Here is a 22,129-nt window from a genome sequence, read left to right on the forward strand (position 1 = left end):
TGTAATGGGCCGGGTCACGGGCGAGGAGACGGCGCGGCGCGCTTGTGGAACGTGATCACGTCGATGGCTGGTTTCACGCCCAGTAGCGGTTCCACGCCATCGGCGCCGGGGCCGAACGTTTCCATGGCTTCATCCATGTCACGCACCGGAGGATCCAACTGCGCGACGGGCTGCACGTCGGTCAGCGTACGCAGCACCCTGAAGACGGCGGCATATGGACTTTCCTTGCGGGCCAGGCGGTCGCCGATGGCGGCCAGCACGTGGATCGCGTCACCGAGCAACTGCTCCGCGCGCTCTTCCTTGCCATCCAGCGACAACGCGCCGAGATACTCAAGGAACAGCGGTACGTAGTCGGGCAGTTCGGTCTCCAGCGGCTCGAAGCCGTCACGACGGTACTCGTCGATCAGGTCGACCATGGCCTGGCCACGGTCGCGGCTTTCGCCATGCACATGCTCGAACAGATGCAGCGAGTGGGACGGGCTGCGATCGAACGTGGCGACGTAGTTTTCCTGCAGCTCGATCAGCGGGCGGCTGCGCAGCTCGTCGAGCAGCGGCGCCAGCATGTTCCGCGCCTGCGGCCATTCGACCAGCGCGAGGTTGGCTTCCTCGAGGCTGTCGAGCCATTCCTGTTCGGGGTAGCAGAGCAGGGTGCTGAGTACCTGATGAATGGGCATGTTTCGAACTCCTTCCTTTAACCGGTGATGGCCTTGCGGCGCGAGCGCGGCAAGTCGGCGTACGACACTTCTGGCTTGGGCTTCTTCGTGCCGAACAGCGAGCCGTCCGACGTGCCACCCGAGCAGCCGTTGCCGAAGCTGAAACCGCAGCTTCCCTTCTCGTCGAAGCTGTCTTCCGCCATTTCCTTGTGGGACGACGGCACGACGAAGCGGTCCTCGTAGTTGGCGATGGCCATGATCTGGTACATGTCCTCGACCTGCGCGGGCGTCAGCCCCACCTGTTCGAGCACGGCCAGGTCCTGCAGGCCGTCCACCGATTCAGAGCGCTTGTATGCGCGCATCGCCAGCATGCGTTCCAGCGCGGACAGCACCGGATTCACATCGCCTGCGGTCAGCAGGTTCGCAAGATACTTGACCGGAATGCGCAGGCTCTTCACGTCCGGGATCACGCCGTTCATGCCCATGAAGCCAGATTCGGCGGCCGACTGGATCGGCGAGAGCGGCGGGATGTACCAGACCATTGGCAGCGTGCGGTATTCCGGGTGCAGCGGGAAGGCCACCTTCCACTCGCAGGCCATCTTGTAAACCGGCGACTTGACCGCGGCGTCCAGCCAGCTCTGCGGGATGCCCTGACGCAGCGCCTCGGCCTGGATCTTCGGATCGTGCGGATCGAGGAAGACGTCGAGTTGCGACTGGTACAGATCGCGCTCGTCAGCCACTGACGCGGCCTGCTCGATGCGGTCGGCGTCATAGAGCATCACCCCGAGATAGCGGATGCGGCCCACGCAGGTTTCCGAGCAGACCGTCGGTTGCCCGGCCTCGATACGCGGATAGCAGAACACGCACTTTTCGGCCTTGCCGGTCTGCCAGTTGAAGTAGATCTTCTTGTATGGGCAGCCCGACACGCACATGCGCCAGCCGCGGCACTTGTCCTGGTCGACCAGGACGATGCCGTCTTCCTCGCGCTTGTAGACCGAGCCGGAGGGGCAGGACGCCACGCAGGTCGGGTTCAGGCAGTGCTCGCACAGGCGCGGCAAATACATCATGAAGGTGTTCTCGAAGGTCGAGTACATGTCCTTCTGGATATCTTCGAACAGCTTGTCGCGGCTGCGCTGGTCGAACTCGCCCCCGAGGTCGTCTTCCCAGTTCGGACCCCATTCGATCTTCTCCATCTTCTTGCCGGTGATTGCCGATACGGGACGCGCCGTGGGCGGCGTCTGCATCAGCGGGGCATTCTGGAGATGCTCGTAGTCGAAGGTGAACGGCTCGTAGTAGTCGTCGATCTGCGGCAGGTTCGGGTTGGCGAAGATGTTCGCCAGGATCTTCGCCTTGCCGCCCTGACGGGGTGTGAGGCTGCCGTCGGCATTACGCTTCCAGCCGCCTTGCCACTTGTCCTGGTTCTCCCATTCCTTCGGGAAGCCGACACCGGGCTTGGTCTCGACGTTGTTGAACCATGCGTACTCGACACCTTCACGGCTCGTCCATACGTTCTTACACGTCACGGAGCAGGTATGGCAGCCGATGCACTTGTCGAGGTTCAGCACCATGGCTACCTGGGCACGAATCTTCATTACCTTGCTCCTTCGATCTTTTCTGCTTCGTTTGCAGGGGTACGTTCTTCTCGTAGCGGCTGGTCGAGCCAGTCCACCTTGTTCATCTTGCGCAGGATCACGAACTCGTCGCGGTTGCTGCCGACGGTGCCGTAGTAGTTGAAGCCGTAGGCCAGTTGCGCATAGCCGCCGATCATGTGCGTGGGCTTGGTCACCGTGCGGGTGACCGAGTTATGGATGCCGCCGCGCATACCGCTGGTCTCGGCCCCAGGTACGTTCACGATCTTTTCCTGGGCGTGGTACATCAGGCACATCCCTTGCGGAACGCGCTGCGATACCACCACCCGGGCGGTCAGCGTGCCGTTGACATTGAAGACCTCGACCCAGTCGTTGTCGCGAATGCCGTTGGCCTTGGCTTCCACTTCCGAGATCCACACGTGAGGGCCGCCGCGCGACAGCGTCAGCATCCGCAGGTTGTCGGAGTACGTGGAGTGGATGCCCCACTTCTGGTGCGGGGTGATCCAGTTCAGTACCAGTTCGGGGTTGCCGTTCGGCTTCTTGCCGAGCATCGGGCTGATCGTTTTGGTGTCGATCGCCGGCTTGTATACGCACGCGCCTTCGCCGAAGTCGAGCATCCAGCGGTGATCCTGGTAGAACTGCTGACGGCCCGTCAGCGTGCGCCATGGAATCAGCTCGTGCACGTTGGTGTAGCCGGCGTTGTAGCTGACTTCCTCGGACTCGAGACCTGACCATGTCGGCGCCGAAATGATCTTGCGCGGCTGGGCCTGCACGTCGCGGAAGCGGATCTTGTCGTGCTCGCGGCCGACAGCCAGGTGCGTGTGGTCGCGGCCGGTGATCTTCGACAGCGCGTCCCAGGCCTTGACGGCCACGTGGCCGTTGGTTTCGGGCGCGAACGTCAGGATCATCTCCGCGGCGTCGATCGCGGTTTCCAGGCGCGGACGGCCCTGGCTGACGCCAGGCTCGGTCACCGTCTTGCTCAGGTGGCCGATCTCGTGCACTTCGTGCTCGGTGTTCCAGTTGATGCCCTTGCCGCCGTTGCCAAGCTTGTCGAGCAGCGGGCCGATCGACGTGAACTTCTTGTAGATGTCGTGATAGTTGCGTTCCACCACGGCCATCGACGGTGCGGTCTTGCCCGGGATCAGGTCGCACTCGCCGTGCTTCCAGTCCTTCGGCTCGAACGGCTGGCCCAGTTCGCCCGGGGTGTCGTGCAGCAGCGGGGTGCAGACCAGATCCTCACGTGTGCCAAGGTACGGGCCAGCAATCTCGCTGAACGTCTTCGCGATCGCCTTGTAGATTTCCCAGTCCGTCTTGCTTTCCCAGAGCGGCTGCACGGCTTCGGAGAGCGGGTGGATGAACGGGTGCATGTCGGACGTGTTCAGGTCGTCCTTTTCGTACCACGTAGCCGTCGGCAGCACGATGTCGCCGTAGAGGCAGGTGGTGCTCATGCGGAAGTCGAGCACGGTCAGCAGGTCGAGCTTGCCTTCGGCGGCTGGCCGAACCGTGACTTCGCTGGGCTTGATCGCATCGTTCTCATCGCCGAATACAGCGTTCTGCGTGCCGAGCAGGTACTTGAGGAAGTACTCGTGGCCTTTGCCGGAGCTGCCGAGAATGTTCGAGCGCCACACGAACATGTTGCGCGGGAAGTTGGCGGGATTGTCAGGATCGTCGCAGGCGAACTGAAGCTTGCCGGACTTCAGTTGCTCCACGGTATCTGCGATCGGGTCCTTGCCGGCGGCGCGGGCCTCGGCCACCACATCGAGCGGGTTCCGGCCCAGTTGTGGGGCGGAAGGCAACCAGCCCATCCGTTCGGACTTCGCGTTCAGATCGAGCAGCGACAGCTTGTCGTAGCGCGCGCGGTCGGCGGTCGGCGCGAGGATTTCGTCGACACCGAGCTTCTCGTGACGCCACTGGCTGGTGTGGTTGTAGAAGAACGACGTGCCGTTCATATGGCGCGGCGGGCGCGACCAGTCCAGCCCGAACGCCAGCGGCGCCCAGCCGAACTGCGGCCGCAGCTTTTCCTGACCGACGTAGTGCGCCCAGCCGCCACCGCTCTTGCCGATGCAGCCGCACATCATCAACAGGTTGATGATGCCGCGGTAGATCATGTCGTTGTGGTACCAGTGATTCAGCGCGGCGCCAACGATGACCATGCTCTTGCCCTGCGTGCGGTCGGCGTTGTCGGCGAACTCGCGGGCGACCTGGATGACGAGCTTACGCGGCACGGACGTGTGCTTTTCCTGCCAGGCAGGGGTGTAGGGCACATCGTCGTCGTACGACGTGGCGACGTTCGGGCCGCCAAGGCCCTGGTCGACGCCGTAGTTGGCCATCTGCAGGTCATAGACGGTGGCCACGTGAACCGTGGTGCCGTCGGCCAGCGTCAGGCGGCGCGTGGGCACGCGCCGCTTGAGCAGGGCATCGTGCTCGCCGCCGAAGTACGGGAAGCCGACTTCGACCACTTCATCCTCATGACCGATCAGCGACAGACGCTGGTCGATCTCGCGGCCACTGCCGCCATCCTTCATCTCGAGGTTCCAGCGGCCGACCTTCGCGCCGTTATCGTGGGCGGCTTCGCCCCAGCGGAAGCCGATCGAACCATTCGGCGCGACGATTTCGCCCGTGGCGTCGTCGATCGCCAGCGTTTTCCATTCGGGATGGTTCGCCTGGTCGAGATTGCCGTCCAGGTGCGAAGCGCGGAGGAAGTGATCGGGCACCAGCGTGCCGTCCTGCTCGCGCAGCAGCACCAGCAGCGGCATGTCGGTGTACTGCTTCACATAGTCGCGGAAGTAGGCCGACTTGCCGGTGGCGTGGAACTCCTTGAGCACCACGTGGCCCATGGCCATCGCCAGGGCGGCATCGGTACCTTGCTTCGGCGCGAGCCAGATGTCACCGAACTTGACCATTTCGCCGAAGTCCGAAGACACGGCCACGGTCTTGGTGCCCTTGTAGCGCACCTCGGTGTAGAAGTGGGCGTCAGGCGTGCGCGTCTGCGGCACGTTCGAGCCCCACACCATCAGGTAGGTGCTGTTGTACCAGTCGGCGGATTCCGGCACGTCGGTCTGCTCGCCCCAGATCTGCGGGCTGGCCGGCGGCAGATCGCAGTACCAGTCGTAGAAGGACAGGCAGGCACCGCCGATCAGGCTCAGGTAGCGCGCGCCGGCGGCGTACGACACCATCGACATGGCCGGAATCGGCGAGAAGCCGATCACGCGGTCGGGGCCATACTGCTTGATCGTGTAGGCATTGGCCGCCGCGATGATCTCGGTGGCAGTCTGCCAGTCCGCGCGGACGAAGCCGCCCTGGCCGCGCACGCTCTTGTAGCGGCGGGCCTTCTCCGGGTTCTGGCTGATCGATTCCCAGGCGGAAATCGGATCCATCGTCTTGCGGGCCTCGCGCCACATTTCCATCAGGCGGCCGCGAATCATGGGGTACTTCACCCGCTGCGCGGAGTATACGTACCAGCTGTACGACGCGCCACGCGGGCAGCCGCGCGGTTCATGGTTGGGCAGATCGGGGCGCGTGCGCGGATAGTCGGTCTGCTGGGTTTCCCAGGTAATCAGGCCGTTCTTGACGTAGACCTTCCAAGAGCAGGAACCGGTGCAGTTGACGCCGTGCGTCGAGCGCACGATCTTGTCGTGCTGCCAGCGGCTGCGGTACGTGTTTTCCCACTTGCGGTCCTCGTTGACCACCGCGCCGTGTCCGTCCGAGTAGGTGGACTTCACGCGCGACAGGAACTTCAGTCGATCGAGAAAGTGACTCATTTTGTAGGGTTCTCCTGTGGGGTTCGTTCTGTCAGCACGGCATTGCGGCGTTGCGGCGGGCGTAGAACCACCACGTCACGAGCACACAGGTCACGTAGAAGACGATGAAGCAGTAGAGCGCGGCAAGGGGCGAACCAGTCAGGTCCAGCGAGGTGCCGAAGCTCTTGGGGATGAAGAAGCCGCCGTAGGCGCCGATCGCACCCGAGAAGCCGAGCACGGCGGCCGATTCCTTGCCGGCGTCCTGCACGGCCTGCCGCTGCGAGGCGGCGTCCTTGCCGGCCGCGCGCTGGCGCTCTGTCAGGAAGATCACGGGGATCATGCGGAACGTCGAACCGTTGCCGATGCCGGTCAGGGCGAACAGCACGATGAATGCGCCAAGGAAGGCGGGGAAGTTGCCCGCGCCGCCATCGGCGCGCAGGGCGCCCAGCACGGCGCAGACTGCGAAGATCATGCCGATGAAGGTCCAGAGCGTGACGCGGGCGCCGCCGAGCCTGTCCGAGATCCAGCCACCAACCGGGCGGGTCAGTGCGCCAACGAGCGGTCCGAGGAAGGCGTAGGCCGTCGGGTTGACACCGGGGAACTGCGACTTGGTCAGCAGCGCCAGGCCGGCCGAGAAGCCGATGAACGAGCCGAACGTGCCGATATAGAGCCAGCACATCAGCCAGTTGTGCTTGCGTGTGAAGATCACGGCCTGTTCGGCGAACGATGCGCGCGCGTCGGCGATGTCGTGCATGCCGAACCATGCTGCCAGCGAGGCGACGATGATGAACGGCACCCAGATGAAGCCGGCGTTCTGCAGCCAGAGTTGTTGTGTGGCGTCGGCCGCCTTGTAGGTCTGGGGTTCACCGCCGAGCGCGCCGAACACGGCCACCGAAACCACCAGCGGCGTGACGAACTGCACCACGGAGACGCCCAGGTTGCCGATGCCGGCGTTCAGGCCGGTGGCCAGGCCCTTCTTTTCCTTCGGGAAGAAGAAGCTGATGTTGGCCATCGACGAACTGAAGTTCGCGCCGCCCAGGCCGCACAGCAGCGCCAGGATCAGCAGCGTGGGGTAGCTGGTCGACGGGTCGCGTAGCGCGAAGCCCATGCCCAGCGCCGGGATCAGCAGCAGCGCCGTGGAGATGGCCGTGAAGCGGCGGCCGCCGAAGATCGGCACCAGGAACGAGTAGAAGATACGCAGCGTGGCGCCGGACAGCGCGGGCAGCGCGGTCAGCCAGAAGAGCTGGTTCTTGGTGAACTGGAAGCCGGCGCGGTCGAGGTTGACCGCCACCACGCTCCAGAGCATCCAGATCACGAACGCCAGCATCAGCGCGGGGATCGAGATCCAGAGGTTGCGATAGGCGATTCGCTCGCCCTGGTCGCGCCAGAAGGCCACGTTCTCGGGCTCCCAGCGGGTCAGTACGGAACTTGACATGATATGCAGTTAGTTGGTTTCGGAGGAGACGGAACTCAGGCGGTTTGCAGGGTTTCGGGCGTCGGCCTGGCGTTTGCCGCGCGCTGGCTGTAGTGCATCCACACCAGACTCACGCAGACCGCGCCGTACATCAGCATGAAACAGCTGGTGCGGATGCCGGTCAGGTCGGCCAGTGCGCCGAACAGGATCGGGAGGATGAAGCCACCGAGGCCGCCGGCCAGACCGACTACGCCGGAGACCGCGCCGATGTTGTGTGTGAAATCGTTCGAGATGAACTTGAAGACAGAAGCCTTGCCGACCGCGAACGCGATACCGACCACGAACATCAGGATGGTGAACACCGTCGGCGAGAGCGCGATATGGAAGCTCTCCGGGCCGTTGGCGGTGTGGATCGTGAAGTCGCTCCTCGGGTAGCTGAGCAGGAAGAACGTGACCCAGCTGACCCACATGACCCACCACGTGGTGCGGTGCGCGCCGTAGCGGTCCGAGATCCAGCCGCCGATTGCTCGGAGCACGCCACCTGGCAGCGAGAAGCAGGCAGCGAGGAACGCGGCCGTCTTCATGTCGAAGCCGTACTCACCGATGTAGTACTTGGTCATCCACAGCGAGAGGCCAACGTAGCCGCCGAACACGACCGAGTAGTACTGCGAATAGCGCCAGACACGCGGATCACGCATGACGGCAAGTTGCGCACGCCAGCTGGTGGCCGACGAAACGCGGTGCGCGGGATTGCTGCGCGAGAACAGCCAGAACACGATGGCGGTGATCAGCATCGCCACCGAGTACACCTTCGGCACGATTTCCCAGGTGCCGGCGGCCAGAATCAGAGCGGGCGCGACGAACTTGGTCAAGGCGGCGCCCGAGTTGCCGGCACCGAAGATGCCCATGGCCAGGCCCTGGCGCGAGCGCGGGAACCAGCGGGCGACATACGGCGTGCCCACCGAGAACGAGCCGCCCGCCAGGCCGACGAACAGCCCGAGCACCAGCAGTTGCCACAGCGTATGCGCGTACGAGATCAGCCAGATGGGGATCACCGTCAGCAGCATCAGCACGAAGAACACGACGCGGCCGCCGTAGCGGTCCGTCCAGATGCCGAGCGGCACGCGGATCAGGGAGCCGCTCAGCACCGGCGTGGCTGCCAGCAGCCCGAACTCGGTGTCATTCAGGCCGAGTTCCTTCTTGAGCGGAATGCCGAGCACGGCAAACAGCATCCAGACGGCGAAACAGATCGTGAAGGCGAAAGTGCTGGACCAGAGCGTCGTCCAAGCACCGGAAGGGACGGGTTCTGGCTTGCTGGAGGGGAGGTTTGGGGTGGCCATGGCCGGGTTCCGAAGTCACTTTGGGGAGTGACGCCAGATTAGGCCTGTGGCGATTTGCCGACTATTCGCCGGGCGTAGAGGTAGGTGGGGAAGGGGCTATGCGGGACGGACTAGTCCGATCGGCATATGGACGGCGGGAAGTGATGGGGGAGTCGGCCAATTCCGGACCGTGCGGTCGGTGAATCCCGGCAAAGCGGGATTCAATGTGGCGGCCGTTTCCCCCGGCTCCTCTCCCGCGTGCGGGAAAGGAGCGGGCGGCAATGCTTAGGCCGCCGGCGGGGGCACGTAGCCCGCGGCCTGGTCGGCGCCGTCGCCGAAGAAGTACTTCTCGGTCTGCTTGATCAGGTACTGGCGCGCCCGCGGGTCGGCCATGTTCAGGCGGTTCTCGTTGATCAGCATGGTCTGATGCTTGAGCCAGCCGGCCCAGGCTTCCTTGGACACGTTCTGCCAGATCTTCTTGCCGAGATCGCCCGGCAGCGGGGGGAAGTCGAGGCCTTCGGCTTCCTTGTTCAGCTTGATGCAATGGACCATGCGGGCCATGAGGGACTCCTTGTTCGTTTGGCCGCTATTGTAGCCAAGCTGGCCGGCCGGGCGGGAGTATCCGCCCATGCCCCTGCCGACCTTGTTGTTACTGCGGCGTCAGAGCTTCTTCATCAGGACCATCGACTTGCGCTGCCAGTTGTAGAGCTTGCGCTTGTCTTCGGGCAGATCGTCGACCGTGGCGTGGACGAACCCCCGCTTGAGGAACCAGTGTTCGGTGCGCGTGGTGAGCACGAATAGGCGTTCCAGGCCCAGCGCGCGGGCGCGGCGCTCGATCCGCTTGAGCAGCCGTTCGCCGTCGCCGGTGCCCTGGGCTTCCTGCGATACGGTAAGGCAGGCCATCTCGCCCATGTTCTCGCGCGGGAATTCATAGAGCGCGGCGCAGCCGAACAGCACGCCGTCGTGCTCGATCACCGAGAACTTGTCGATGTCGCGCTCGAGCAGATGGCGGCCGCGGGGAACCAGCGTGCCATCGGCCTCGAGCGGGGCGATGAGTTGCAGAATGCCGCCGACGTCGTCGAGCGTGGCTTCACGCAGGCTTTCCAGATCGCTGTCGGACAGCATGGTGCCCACGCCGTCGTGCAGGAACAGCTCCAGCAGTACCGAACCGTCCAGCGAGAACGGGATCAGGTGCGCGCGCGGCACGCCGCCCTTGAGCGCCTTGACCAGATGCTGGAGGTAGTACGCGACGTCGGGCGGCAGATGGTTGTTCTGGAGCCGTTCCACGGCGGTGCGCAGCGACATTTCCTTCATCAGCTTGCCCACCTGGTCGGGCACGCCGGGTACCTCGGTGATGAAGATCAGCTTGTCCGCCTTGAGCGCGCTGGCCGTGGCGCTGGCCACGTCCTCCATCGACAGGTTGAATGCCTGGCCGGTCGGCGAGAAGCCGAGCGGCGACAGCAGCACCACCTTGCCGTGCGATAGCGACATGCGCATCGAGTCGCCGTCGATCTTGCGGACCAGACCGGTGTGCTGATAGTCCACGCCATTGACGATGCCCACCGGGCGCGCGGTGATGAAGTTGCCCGACACCACGGAAAGCTGGGCGCCAGCCATCGGCGTGTTGGGCAGCCCCTGGCTGAACGCGGCCTCGATGTCGAGGCGCAGTTCGCCGGCGGCTTCCTTGGCGCATTCCAGCGCGGCGTTGTCGGTGATTCGGATGCCTTCCGCGTACTGCGACTGGACATTGCGCAGCGCGAGCTGTTCTTCCACCTGCGGTCGGGACCCGAACACCAGCACAATCTGCATGCCCATCGCGTGCAGCAGTGCCACGTCGTTGACCAGTCCGTTGAGCACCCCGGCCTTGACCAGTTCGCCGCTGAAGGCGATCACGAAGGTCTTGCCCCGGAAGGCATGGATATAGGGCGCGACCGATCGCAGCCAGTCGACGAACTGCTGCTGGTCCGGGCCGGCGGGCTCGGCAAGCTCCGTGGCGACGGGCGGCTTCTGGGTGTCGGGCGCGGCCTTTACGGGCAGCGGGAGCGGGGCGGAGGCAGGATCGGGGTCCTGCTGCGGGGAGTCGGTTCTGGCGTTCATGCGGCGGATTATAATCCCGGCCAATGTCAGCACAACGCCCCGCCAAACCTGTTCCGTCCCGGCCCGCCGAGGCCACGACTTCCCCGGTTCCTCCGAATCCCGCCATGCGGCCGGCGGAGGCCGCCGCGCGCGCGCCTCGCCCGCCCGGCGGGCCTCGCCAACCTCGTGCGCCCCAGCCGGCACGGCTTGCCAATCCGATACCGGAAATCACGTTTCCGGAGGCCTTGCCCGTCTCGGCGCGGCGCGAAGAGATCGCCCGGGCACTGCAGGCCAACCAGGTCATCATCGTTTCCGGCGAAACCGGCTCGGGCAAGACCACTCAGCTGCCGAAGATCGCGTTGTCGATCGGGCGGGGCCCGGCACGCGAGGGCAAGCCCGGCGGCGGGCTGATCGGCCACACCCAGCCGCGCCGGATCGCGGCCACCTCCACGGCCAAGCGCATCGCGCAGGAACTGGGCACGCCGCTGGGCGAGACGGTCGGCTATCAGGTCCGGTTCAACGACACGATGTCGGCCGGTGCATCGGTCAAGCTGATGACCGACGGCATCCTGCTGGCCGAGACGCAGAATGATCCGCTGCTGCGCGCCTACGACACGATCATCATCGACGAGGCGCACGAGCGCAGCCTCAACATCGACTTCCTGATCGGCTACCTGCGCCAGATCTTGCCGAAGCGGCCGGATCTGAAGGTGATCATCACGTCGGCAACCATCGACGCCAAGCGCTTTGCCGAGCATTTCGCGCGCAACGGCAAGCCGGCGCCCGTGATCGAGGTCAGTGGCCGACTCTATCCGGTAGAGGTGCGCTACCGGCCGATCCAGGCGGATGCGCCGGCCGACGGCGCCCCGCGTACCGAGAAGGCCCGGGAGCGCGATCTGTACGACGGCATCGTTGACGCCGTGGACGAACTCTGCCGCGTCGGGCCCGGTGACGTGCTGGTGTTCCTGCCGGGCGAGCGGGAGATCCGCGAGGCCGCCGAGGCGCTGCGCAAGCATCATCCGCCGCATACGGAAATCCTGCCGCTGTTTGCGCGGCTGTCCGTGCAGGAGCAGGAACGGGTGTTCAAACCGTCGAACGCGCGGCGCATCGTGCTGGCCACCAACGTGGCGGAGACGTCGCTGACGGTGCCTGGCATCCGCTACGTGGTGGATACGGGGCTGGCGCGCGTCAAGCGCTATTCGTACCGCAACAAGGTCGAGCAACTCCAGATCGAATCGATCTCGCAGGCGGCAGCCAACCAGCGTGCCGGCCGATGTGGCCGGGTGGCGAACGGTGTCTGCATCCGCCTGTACGAGGAAAGTGATTTCCTGGGCCGCGTGCGCTTCACCGATCCGGAAATCCTGCGCTCGTCGCTGGCAGCGGTCATCCTGCGCATGAAAGCGCTGCGCCTGACCGATATCGAGGCGTTCCCGTTTATCGAGCCGCCGCTGGGCCGTGCCATCGCCGACGGCTACCAGTTGCTGCAGGAACTGGGCGCGTTCGACGAGGCCAACCAGCTCACCGGCGTTGGCCGCCAGTTGTCCAAGCTGCCGCTCGACCCGCGCGTGGCGCGGATGATCCTGGCCGCGCGCGACCAGCAATGTCTGCGCGAGGTGCTGATCATCGCCAGCGCGTTGTCCGTGCAGGACCCGCGAGACCGCCCGCAGGAGGCCCAGGAGGCCGCCGACCAGGCACATCGCAAGTTCATGGACGAGAAGTCCGAGTTTCTGGGCTGGGTCAAGCTGTGGAAGTGGTTCGAAGAAGCCGTCGCGCACAAGAAGACCAACCGGCAGTTGCAGGAGCAGTGCCGCGCCAACTTCCTGTCGCATGTTCGCCTGCGCGAATGGCGCGATGTGCATTCGCAGTTGCTGACCACGGTGACGGAACAGGGCTGGCGCCTGAACGAGAGCGAGCCGACCTTCGAGCAGGTGCACAAGGCGCTGCTGACCGGCCTGCTCGGCAACGTTGGCCTGAAGCTGGACGAATCCGATGGCAAGGGGCGCGAGTACCTGGGCGCGCGCGGCATCAAGTTCCACCTCTGGCCGGGCTCGCTCATCGCGCGCAAGGTGGGGCGCTGGATCATCGCGGCCGAATTGGTGGAAACCAGTCGCCTGTACGCGCGCACGCTGGCCCGCGTCGAGCCGGAATGGGTCGAGCAGGTAGGCAGCCATCTGCTCAAGGTGAGCTGGAGCGAGCCGCACTGGGAGAAGAAGGCCGGGCAAGTGCTGGCGCTCGAGCGCGGCACGCTGTACGGCTTGCCCGTGTACCAGCATCGTCGGGTGCACTTTGGGCCGATGAACCCGGCCGAGGCACGCGAGCTGTTCATCCGCCACGCACTAGTGGAAGGCGAGTTCGACACACGGCTGCCGTTCTTCGCCCATAACCAGCGTCTGGTGCGCGAGATCGAGAACCTGGAGCACAAGTCGCGCCGTCAGGACGTGCTGGTGGACGACGCGCTCATTTTCGCGTTCTACGATCGCGCGATTCCCGCCGACATCCACAATCAGGTGGCGTTCGAGAAGTGGTATCAGGCGGAGTCCGCGAAGGATCGCAAACTCCTGTACCTGAATCGCGACGAGTTGATGCGGCACGAAGCGGCAGGTATCACGACGGACCTGTTCCCGAAGATCCTGCCGATCGCCGGGATCGACATGGCGCTGACGTACCACTTCGAACCTGGCAGCCATCGCGATGGCGTGACGCTGACGGTGCCGCTGTACGCGCTCAACCAGGTACGACCCGAGCGCACCGAGTGGCTCGTGCCGGGCATGATCAAGGAGAAGGTGCATCTGCTGCTGAAATCGCTGCCACAGAAGCTGCGCCGCCACTGCGTGCCGCTGCCCGACTACGCGGCTGGGTTTGTCGACCGCCAGCCGTTCGGGGAGGGAGATCTGCTCGATGTGCTGATCGCCGACGTCCGCGAGCAGACCGGCACGATGATCAAGCGTGCGGACTTCAAGCTCGAGACGCTGCCTGCCCACCACGCGATGAATTTCAAGGTGATCGACGAGCACGGCCGCCAGCTGGACATGGGCCGCAACCTGGCCCAGTTGCGTGCGGAGTTCGGCGGTCAGGCGCAGCAGTCGTTCCAGAACATTGCCGCGCGTGATGTGCCTGCGGCGGAAGCCGGTCAATTCGAGAACCTGACCTCGTGGTCGTTCGGCGAGTTGCCCGAACTGCTTGAGATCCGCAAGGGCAACCAGACGCTGTTTGGCTATCCGGCGCTGGTTGACCACGGCGATCACTGCGATGTGGAAGTCTTCGACGATCCGCAGGAGGCCGCGCGTATCCACCATGCCGGGCTGCGCCGGTTGTTCGCACTGCAACTGCGCGAGCAGGTCAAGTTCATCGAGAAGAACATTCCGAACCTGCAGCAGATGGCGATGCAGTACATGACGCTGGGCACGCAGGAGGAGTTGCGTAACCAGATCGTCATGATGGCGCTGGAACGCGCCTGCCTGCAGGCGCCCCTGCCGCGCAACGAAGCCGAGTTCAATACCCGCAAGGAAGAAGGGCGGGCGCGGCTGTCGCTGCTGGCCCAGGAAATCGCGCGGCTGGTGGGCACGATCCTCGCCGAGTTTGCGGGGCTGCCGCGTAAGCTGCTCCAGGCCAAGCCGTTCGGCTCGGCCTATCAGGATCTGGAAGGCCAACTGGCACGCTTGATGACGAAGTCTTTCGTGATCGATACGCCATATGTCCAGCTGGCGCACTTTCCGCGCTACCTGAAGGGCATGGTGATGCGGGTGGACAAGCTCAAGGGCGATCCGTCCCGTGACAGCCAGCGCATCCAGGAAATGACCCCGCTGGTGCAACAGTGGCAGCGTGCGGAGAAGCAACTACGGTCGCAGGGCCGGGGCGCTGCCGATGCCCGCCTCGACGAATTCCGCTGGATGCTTGAGGAATTGCGGGTGGCCTTGTTCGCGCAGGAACTGCGCACGCCACAGCCAATGTCGGTCAAGCGGCTTCAGAAAGTCTGGGAGTCCATGCAGCGATAGGCCGGTGTCCAGGAGGGGGGGCTGTCCAGATTATTTGTATCTAATTGTGATAGGCCCTCAAGTTTGATGATTCACGTCATCGTACTGGTCGATTGAAACGTTAGAATGCGCGATTCGTCATGATTTAACGGTCTTATGCTCGCATTGCGTCGTGTTGTGGCTGGCGCTGTTTCGGTCGGCGCCCTGGCATTGGCATTGGTGTCCGCACCCGCCCGCGCGGAAGTTGTAGTAATCCTGAATTCAGGTGACGCAAGCGTTACTTTGATCGACAAGGACACGCAGAAGGTGTTGGAGACGTTCCCGATCGGGAAGGAACCCCATCACCTGATCGCCACCCCCGACGACAAATCGCTGATCGTCGCCAATGCGGTTGGCAACGACCTCGTTTTCCTCGACCCGGTGACCGGCAAGGTGCAGCAGCGCGTGCCGAACATCGACGACCCATACCAGATCGGCTTCTCGCCCGACCAGAAGTGGTTCATCGCCACCGGCAACCGGCTGGACCGCGTCGACGTCTATCGTTGGGATGGCCGCCAGCTCAAGATCGCCAAGCAGTTCCCGCTGGCCAAGACACCGAGCCATATCGCGTTCACGGCCGACAGCAAGATTGCATTCATCACGCTGCAGGATTCGAACCAGATCGCCGCGATCGACCTGAACACGCTCGCCGTGCTCTGGACCATGGAGGCTGGCTCCGCGCCGGCCGGTATCTGGGTCACGCCAGACCAGAAGTACTTGCTGGTGGGCATGACGGGGGCTGACTACGTTGCCGTGATCGACTGGCGTACCCGGACAGTGGTCAAGCAGATCCAGACCGGCAAGGGCGCGCACAACTTCCGGGCCGTGGGCGACAAGCGGCATCTGTTCCTGAGCAACCGGGTGTCTGGCTCGATAAGCATCATCGACCAGCAAACGCTGTCGAAGGTCGGCGAGATCACGGGTCTGCTGCCGGGCTCGGACGACATGGAACTGACTGCCGATGGCAAGACGCTCTGGGTGACGTTCCGCTGGGCGCGCTCGGTTGGCCTGATCGATGTGGCCAGCCGCAAGATGATCAAGACGATCCGTGTCGGCAAATCGCCGCATGGCATCTACTTCCGCACGCGCGCGCCGCTCTATTAAGAAGGTCAGCGCCATGCGCAACTGGATGATCCGGATCGGGGTAGCTGCGGCGGGGTTGCTGGCGAGCGCCTCGCTTGCTCTGGCGGCCGACGCCAGCCCCGGAGCCTGCCGAGCCGGCACGCTCTATCTGACGTTTGACACTGGCAGCATGAGCCAGGCGGAACTGATCGCTCGCACGTTGCGCAAGCACCATATCCGCGCGACGTTCTTCCTGGCCAACGAGCCCACGGTCAACCACGACAATTCGCTGGATCCAACTTGGGCGGCTTACTGGAAATCGCTGGCTGCCGACGGTCATGCCTTTGGCACCCACACGTTCGACCATGTCTACCTTCGCAGCGCGAAGGGTGGCGAGGGCGGCAAGGTCGTCATGCGGCCGCAGTTCGGGGCGCAGGGCGGCAAGGACGTGGCGATGACCGAGGAATCGTTCTGCACGGAACTGCGCCGGAGCGCGCAGGCCTTCCAGTCGATGACCGGTCAGCCGATGGTGCCGCTGTGGCGCGCTCCGGGTGGCCATACGTCACCGAAGACGCTGGCATGGGCCGAGCAATGCGGCTTCAAGCACGTGGGCTGGGCGCCGGCCGGTTTTCTCGGCGACGAACTGTCTTCCGAGCGCTACCCTAACCAGGTGTTGCTCGAACGCGCGCTGCGCGATCTGCGCGATGGCGACATCACGATGGCCCACCTGGGTATCTGGTCGCGCAAGGACCCCTGGGCGCCGGGCGTGCTGGAGCCGCTGATCAGCGGGCTCGAGCAGAAGGGCTTTTGCTTCGCCACGCTGCGCGAGCATCCGCAGTACAAGCACTGGATTGCCCAGCGTGGTCCGGTGCGAGTGGAGCAGGCGGGGGAACAACCTCAAACATCGTCTGTATCGGGAGCGAAACGGTAATGTGGGACGCGCTCGCCAACTGGCTTAACCTGTGGGTGGGCCAGATCGAAGCCACGGTCTTTCAGAACGTGGTGTTGCCCGTGGTTTATAACCTCGGCTTCGGTGGCTATGCCGAAGACGCGTTCACCGGCACGGAATGGCTGCTGGTCGGGTTGGTCCAGATCGCCGTGATGGTGCTGATCCTCGGTCCGCTCGAGAGACTGCGGCCCGTTGAGGCCGTGACCGACCGCGCGGCCATCCGCACCGATATCCTCTATACGCTCATCCATCGCCTGGGGCTGTTCCGGCTGGTGATGTTTTTCCTGCTGGCACCGTTGATGGATGGCATCGAAGGCCATCTGCGACTGCTGGGATGGCAGCGTGTCAACGTCGAGGACTGGTGGCCCGGCGTGACGTCGATCCCGCTGATCAGCTTTTTCCTCTATCTGGCGCTTTTCGACCTGCTCGACTACTGGTATCACCGGCTGTCGCATACGTACCGCTGGTGGTGGAGCCTGCACGCGGTGCACCACAGCCAGCGCCAAATGACGCTCTGGAGCGACAACCGCAATCATCTGCTCGACGATATCCTGCGCGATTTCGTTTTCGCGGCCGTTGCGCTGGCGGTGGGGGTCGAGCCGTCGCAGTACGTCCTGCTTGTGGCGCTGTCGCAACTGCTGCAGAGCCTGCAGCACGCCAATCTGCGCCTGCACTTCGGCTGGTTGGGCGAGCGCCTGCTGATTTCGCCGCGCTTCCATCGCACGCACCACGCGGTGGGGCTCGGCCATGAAAAACGCGCCACGGCGGACAAGCCCGCACGGCTCGGCGGGTGCAACTATGGCGTGATCTTCCCTTGGTGGGACATGCTCTTTGGCACTGCGGACTTCACCGACGCCTATCATCCGACCGGCATCCGCGACCAGATGCCGCCACCTGCCGGGCGTGCGCGTAGCTACGGCGATGGCTTCCTGTCGCAGCAATGGCTTGGCATCAAGCGGTTGCTTCGCCTGGGGTAGGTTTCTTTCTGCTCGGCTCCAGCGCCACTTCGCGCGCATTTCCGAGGGTTTCCGGAAACACGATCGCCGGGCTGTGCTAGGCTCCGAGGGCTTCTTTCACCTCTTTGCCGCATGAACGATATCTTCCGCTCGTTTGGCCGCGCACTGGTCAGTCAGATGCATCCACGGATGCTGATGCTGACCATCGTGCCATTCGTTCTCGCTACCGTCCTCTGGGGCGGCCTGATCTGGTGGGGCTGGGAACCAATCATGGGGACGGCCCGCGCCATCCTCGAAGGCTCGGTGTTCACGAGCTGGATCTACTCGATGCTCGACTGGCTCGGTCTGCAGTCGCTGCGCAGCGTGGTGGCGCCGCTCTTCGTGCTGACCCTGGCGATCCCGCTGGTCATTGCGTCGATGCTGATCTTCATCAGCTTGTTCTCGGTGCCGGTGGTGGTCAGGCAGCTCGAACGCAGCTATCCGGATCTGGCCAAGTCTCATGGGGGCAGCATCGTTGGCAGCGTCTTCCAGACGCTCGGCAGCACGCTGATCTTCCTGTTGCTGATCCTCATCACGCTGCCGTTATGGCTGATTCCGCCGTTCTTCGCGCTGATTCCGCCGGTATTGTGGGGCTGGCTGACGTACCGGGTGATGACCTACGACGCACTGGCGGAACATGCCACGGCCGAAGAACGCAAGACGCTCATGAAGCGCCATCGGGTGCCGCTGCTGATGATCGGTGTGGCGGTTGGCTTGCTCGGGTCCGCGCCGACGTTGCTGTGGGTCTGGTCCGCTGTCATCATCTTCCTGTTCCCGCTGGTGCTGGCCGGCACGCTGTGGCTCTACGTGCTGATCTTCATTTTCTCGGCACTGTGGTTCGGCCACTTCTGCCTGCGCGCGCTGGGGGATCTGCGTGCGGAGCGCGCGGCCGCCGCGCCGCCACCGCCCCCGGCTACCGACGTGATCGAGCTGGCGCCCTCTGATGTGCGCCGCATCGAGCCTTCCTGAAAACAATTCTGAGCGAGCGCATCATGGGTTTTGGTTTGATTGTCATCGGCGACGAGATTCTCTCCGGTCGGCGCGAGGACAAGCACATGCGCCGTGCCATCGAGCTACTTGGCGCGCGCGGGCTGGCGCTGGACTGGGCCGAGTACATCGGGGATGACCGCGAGCGCATCACGGCCACGCTACGCCGCACGCTGGCGGGCGCGGATATCGTCTTCTGCACGGGTGGCATCGGCGCCACGCCTGACGACCACACGCGCCAATGCGTGGCCGCGGCGCTGGGCGTGGATCTGGCCTTGCACCCCGAGGCGCGCGAACTGATCGCATTGCGTATTGCGGAAACGGCCAATGGCGATCCGGTCAAGGCGGATCTGAACCAGCCAGAGAACCAGCATCGTTTCAAGATGGGGGAGTTCCCGGTCGGTGCCCGGATCATTCCGAACAGCTACAACCGCATTCCGGGTTTCTCGGTGGCCGATCACCATTTCATGCCGGGCTTCCCGGTCATGGCGTGGCCGATGATGGAGTGGGTGCTGGACAACCGGTACGCGCACCTGTTCCATCAGGATACCGAGGTGTCGCGCGCGTTCTACGTGTTCGAGGCGCCCGAATCGACGCTGACGCCGTTGATGGAGCAGGTGGAGGCGTCGTTCGCCGGTATTCGCGTGTTCAGCCTGCCATCAGTCGGGGATGCCGCGCGCGGTGACAAATTCGTGCGGCGCCATATCGACCTTGGTGTGAAGGGGCCGGCCGACATGGTCGGGCCGGCTTACGCGATGCTGCTCGACGGGGTCCGGACGATGGGCTTCGAGATCGTCGAGCAGTAAGCGGCGTATCAATGATTCGTGGCGCTGCTCAGGCGCCATGCCACGGCAGGCCGCGCACGCACCAGCCCTCCACCGTCTTGCGGTGATGGTGGTCGTCGCGGTTGCCTTCGAAGCCTTCGAGTACATCCATCGCCAGCAGGTAACCGTTTTCCGTCGCCACGCGCGCCGCGTGTTTCGAGCGGGCGGCGCTGCGGCACAGGAACAGCACCGGCGCGTCGGCCGGTACCCGGGCCTTCAGTTCAGCCACAAAGTTGGCGTTCTGGGCGCCGCCGGGATACGACATCCATTCGATATGGGCGAACTGCTCGTCGGGCAGATCCACGCCGCCCACCCAATCCAGTTCTGCCTGCGTGCGCACGTCGACCAGTACGGCCTTCGGCTCGGCCTGCAGCAGCGCATAGGCCTCTTGCGGCGTGAGGGCGCCGAAATAGGAGAGTTCGCCTTGCTGCTTGCGCGTCTGGGCGGCCTGGAGGAGTTCGTCTCGGGTAGTCATCTTTTGTGACGGAGTCAATAAGAATGGAGGGAAAGCGGGGGCTGGCCTGAGCAGGGGCAACAAGGCCAACGCGGCACTGGGAAGCCGGCTGAATCGGCGTTATTCTAGCGCGGCCATTGTGGCAGACCCGAAAAATGTCCAAGCAAGGCGCGGTGGTGGTGCTATGCGATTGCACCCATATGGTGCCTAATTTCGAGGTGAGCACATAAACGGTGCAAAACCTTGGATTGCGCACCGTTATGGTGTTTGATTGGGGTGAGCGGCGTGCGCGGGCAGTGCACTTCGCCGTGGCATCAGGTTGGCCGGCTGGATTGCATGCAATCCGATGTTTTCGCTCCGGTGCGCGCCAATCCAAGCCAGTGCACGTTTTTCGGGAAGTCGGGAGTCTGGCAGGCGGAAAGGTGGCTTCGGCTGGCACGCTTTCTGCTAACATTCGACGTCCCTTTTGGGGCGGTCCAGACAGATGACCGCACCAACTTTGGCTTACCCACTTTCCCAGTTTCAGCCCGAATTTCCAGGAGATAGGCATGGCGCAGAGCGTTGCAGATGTGATGAAGCTCGTGAACGAAAACGACGTGAAGTTCGTCGATTTCCGTTTCACGGATACCAAGGGCAAAGAACAGCACGTCTCGGTGCCGGTGTCGCACTTCGACGAAGACAAGTTCGAGAGCGGCCACGCCTTTGATGGTTCGTCCATCGCAGGCTGGAAGGGTATCGAGGCCTCCGACATGCTGCTCATGCCGGATTCGGGTACCGCCTACATCGACCCGTTCTACGAAGAGCCGACGCTGGTGCTGAGCTGCGACGTGATCGAGCCGTCGGACGGCAAGGGCTACGACCGCGATCCGCGCTCGATCGCCAAGCGCGCTGAAGCCTACCTGAAGAGCACCGGCCTGGGCGACACCGCCTTCTTCGGTCCGGAACCCGAGTTCTTCATCTTCGACGGCGTGACCTGGAACATCGACATGCAAGGCTGCTCGGTGAAGATCCAGTCGGAAGAAGCACCATGGTCGTCGGGCAAGGAATTCGAGCACGGCAACAGCGGTCACCGTCCGGGCAAGAAGGGCGGCTATTTCCCGGTTGCCCCGATCGACACGTTCCAGGACATGCGTTCGGAAATGTGCCTGATTCTGGAATCGCTGGGCATCCCCGTTGAAGTGCACCACCACGAAGTGGCTGGCCAGGGCCAGAACGAAATTGGCACGCGCTTCAGCACGCTGGTGCAACGCGCCGACTGGACCCAACTGCAGAAGTACGTGATCCAGAACGTCGCGCACACCTACGGCAAGACCGCCACGTTCATGCCGAAGCCGATCGTGGGCGATAACGGTTCGGGCATGCACGTTCACCAGTCGATCTGGAAGGACGGTCAGAACCTGTTCGCGGGCAACGGCTACGCCGGCCTGTCGGAATTCGCGCTGTACTACATCGGCGGCATCATCAAGCACGCTCGCGCGCTGAACGCCATCACCAACCCGGGTACGAACTCGTACAAGCGTCTGGTGCCGGGCTTCGAAGCACCGGTGAAGCTGGCCTACTCGGCTCGCAACCGTTCGGCTTCGATCCGTATTCCGTACGTGGCCAACCCGAAGGGTCGCCGCATCGAAACGCGCTTCCCGGATCCGCTGATGAACCCGTACCTGGGCTTCTCGGCACTGATGATGGCCGGTCTGGATGGCGTGATGAACAAGATCCACCCGGGCGAAGCTGCCGACAAGAACCTGTACGATCTGCCGCCCGAAGAAGACGCGAAGATCCCGACCGTCTGCTCGAGCCTGGATCAGGCCCTGGAGTACCTGGACAACGACCGTGAGTTCCTGACCCGCGGTGGTGTGTTCTCGAACTCGATGCTCGACGCCTATATCGAACTGAAGATGGAGGAAGTCACGCGTTTCCGCATGACGACTCACCCGATCGAGTTCGACATGTACTACTCGCTGTAAGCCGAGTGAGTTGCCGGGTTGTGGCCGGGCAACAGTTGCACCAGGAAGGGGCGGCTTCGGCTGTCCCTTTTTGTTTTGAGGCCACGTTGA

General features: G+C 63.9%; 15 protein-coding genes. 7 read left to right on the top strand and 8 right to left on the bottom strand.

Annotated elements, in window-relative coordinates; all coding sequences use genetic code 11:
• Window positions 1–14 precede the first annotated feature (14 nt).
• The 7 genes from narJ to argA all read right to left on the bottom strand — a co-directional run bounded on the left by narJ (window position 15) and on the right by argA (window position 10,812).
• A complete protein-coding gene (gene narJ, locus B2246_RS07695) occupies window positions 15–674 on the bottom strand; it encodes a nitrate reductase molybdenum cofactor assembly chaperone (protein WP_286882161.1) in 660 nt (219 codons plus the stop codon).
• Window positions 675–691: 17 nt separating this feature from the next.
• Entirely contained in the window at window positions 692–2,245 is a 1,554-nt protein-coding gene (gene narH, locus B2246_RS07700; protein ID WP_008643816.1) for a nitrate reductase subunit beta, read from the bottom strand.
• A complete protein-coding gene (locus B2246_RS07705) occupies window positions 2,245–6,003 on the bottom strand; it encodes a nitrate reductase subunit alpha (RefSeq protein ID WP_286882160.1) in 3,759 nt (1,252 codons plus the stop codon). The genes narH and B2246_RS07705 overlap by 1 nt, the downstream gene beginning before the upstream one ends.
• 31 nt (window positions 6,004–6,034) lie before the next feature.
• Window positions 6,035–7,417, bottom strand: a complete 1,383-nt coding sequence (locus B2246_RS07710; RefSeq protein WP_286882159.1) for a NarK family nitrate/nitrite MFS transporter — start codon at window positions 7,415–7,417, stop codon at window positions 6,035–6,037.
• 35 nt (window positions 7,418–7,452) lie between these two features.
• Window positions 7,453–8,736, bottom strand: coding sequence for an MFS transporter (locus B2246_RS07715; RefSeq protein WP_008643822.1), 1,284 nt, complete (start codon window positions 8,734–8,736; stop codon window positions 7,453–7,455).
• A 264-nt stretch (window positions 8,737–9,000) separates the two neighbouring features.
• Complete coding sequence (locus tag B2246_RS07720) at window positions 9,001–9,276, bottom strand: oxidative damage protection protein (protein ID WP_024570137.1); 276 nt, start codon at window positions 9,274–9,276, stop codon at window positions 9,001–9,003.
• Between the two features lie 99 nt (window positions 9,277–9,375).
• The gene (gene argA, locus B2246_RS07725) at window positions 9,376–10,812 is read right to left on the bottom strand and encodes an amino-acid N-acetyltransferase (protein WP_186425025.1); all 1,437 of its coding nucleotides are present in this window, start codon (window positions 10,810–10,812) and stop codon (window positions 9,376–9,378) included.
• 23 nt (window positions 10,813–10,835) lie between these two features.
• Here argA and hrpA point away from each other — a divergent pair, with 23 nt between their 5' ends.
• The 6 genes from hrpA (at window position 10,836) to B2246_RS07755 (ending at window position 19,603) form a co-directional block, all read left to right on the top strand.
• Complete coding sequence (gene hrpA / locus B2246_RS07730; protein WP_286882158.1) at window positions 10,836–14,786, top strand: ATP-dependent RNA helicase HrpA; 3,951 nt, start codon at window positions 10,836–10,838, stop codon at window positions 14,784–14,786.
• Window positions 14,787–14,921: 135 nt separating this feature from the next.
• Window positions 14,922–15,908, top strand: a complete 987-nt coding sequence (locus B2246_RS07735) for a beta-propeller fold lactonase family protein (RefSeq protein WP_286882157.1) — start codon at window positions 14,922–14,924, stop codon at window positions 15,906–15,908.
• Between the two features lie 13 nt (window positions 15,909–15,921).
• A complete protein-coding gene (locus B2246_RS07740; protein WP_008644234.1) occupies window positions 15,922–16,797 on the top strand; it encodes a polysaccharide deacetylase family protein in 876 nt (291 codons plus the stop codon).
• Window positions 16,797–17,792, top strand: coding sequence for a sterol desaturase family protein (locus B2246_RS07745; RefSeq protein WP_035882340.1), 996 nt, complete (start codon window positions 16,797–16,799; stop codon window positions 17,790–17,792). The genes B2246_RS07740 and B2246_RS07745 overlap by 1 nt, the downstream gene beginning before the upstream one ends.
• A gap of 111 nt (window positions 17,793–17,903) precedes the next feature.
• Window positions 17,904–18,779: an EI24 domain-containing protein gene (locus B2246_RS07750; RefSeq protein ID WP_008644236.1), complete on the top strand. Its 876-nt coding sequence runs from the start codon at window positions 17,904–17,906 to the stop codon at window positions 18,777–18,779.
• A 23-nt stretch (window positions 18,780–18,802) separates the two neighbouring features.
• A complete protein-coding gene (locus B2246_RS07755; RefSeq protein WP_035882341.1) occupies window positions 18,803–19,603 on the top strand; it encodes a competence/damage-inducible protein A in 801 nt (266 codons plus the stop codon).
• 28 nt (window positions 19,604–19,631) lie between these two features.
• Here the strand turns inward: B2246_RS07755 and B2246_RS07760 are convergent, their stop codons facing one another.
• A complete protein-coding gene (locus B2246_RS07760) occupies window positions 19,632–20,096 on the bottom strand; it encodes a rhodanese-like domain-containing protein (protein ID WP_035882342.1) in 465 nt (154 codons plus the stop codon).
• Window positions 20,097–20,623: 527 nt separating this feature from the next.
• Between B2246_RS07760 and B2246_RS07765 the strand changes: the two genes are divergently transcribed.
• Complete coding sequence (locus tag B2246_RS07765) at window positions 20,624–22,039, top strand: 3-hydroxylaminophenol mutase (protein WP_008644239.1); 1,416 nt, start codon at window positions 20,624–20,626, stop codon at window positions 22,037–22,039.
• Window positions 22,040–22,129: the final 90 nt, after the last annotated feature.

This window comes from Cupriavidus sp. UBA2010 (assembly GCF_002335265.1).
Taxonomy (GTDB): domain Bacteria; phylum Pseudomonadota; class Gammaproteobacteria; order Burkholderiales; family Burkholderiaceae; genus Cupriavidus; species Cupriavidus metallidurans.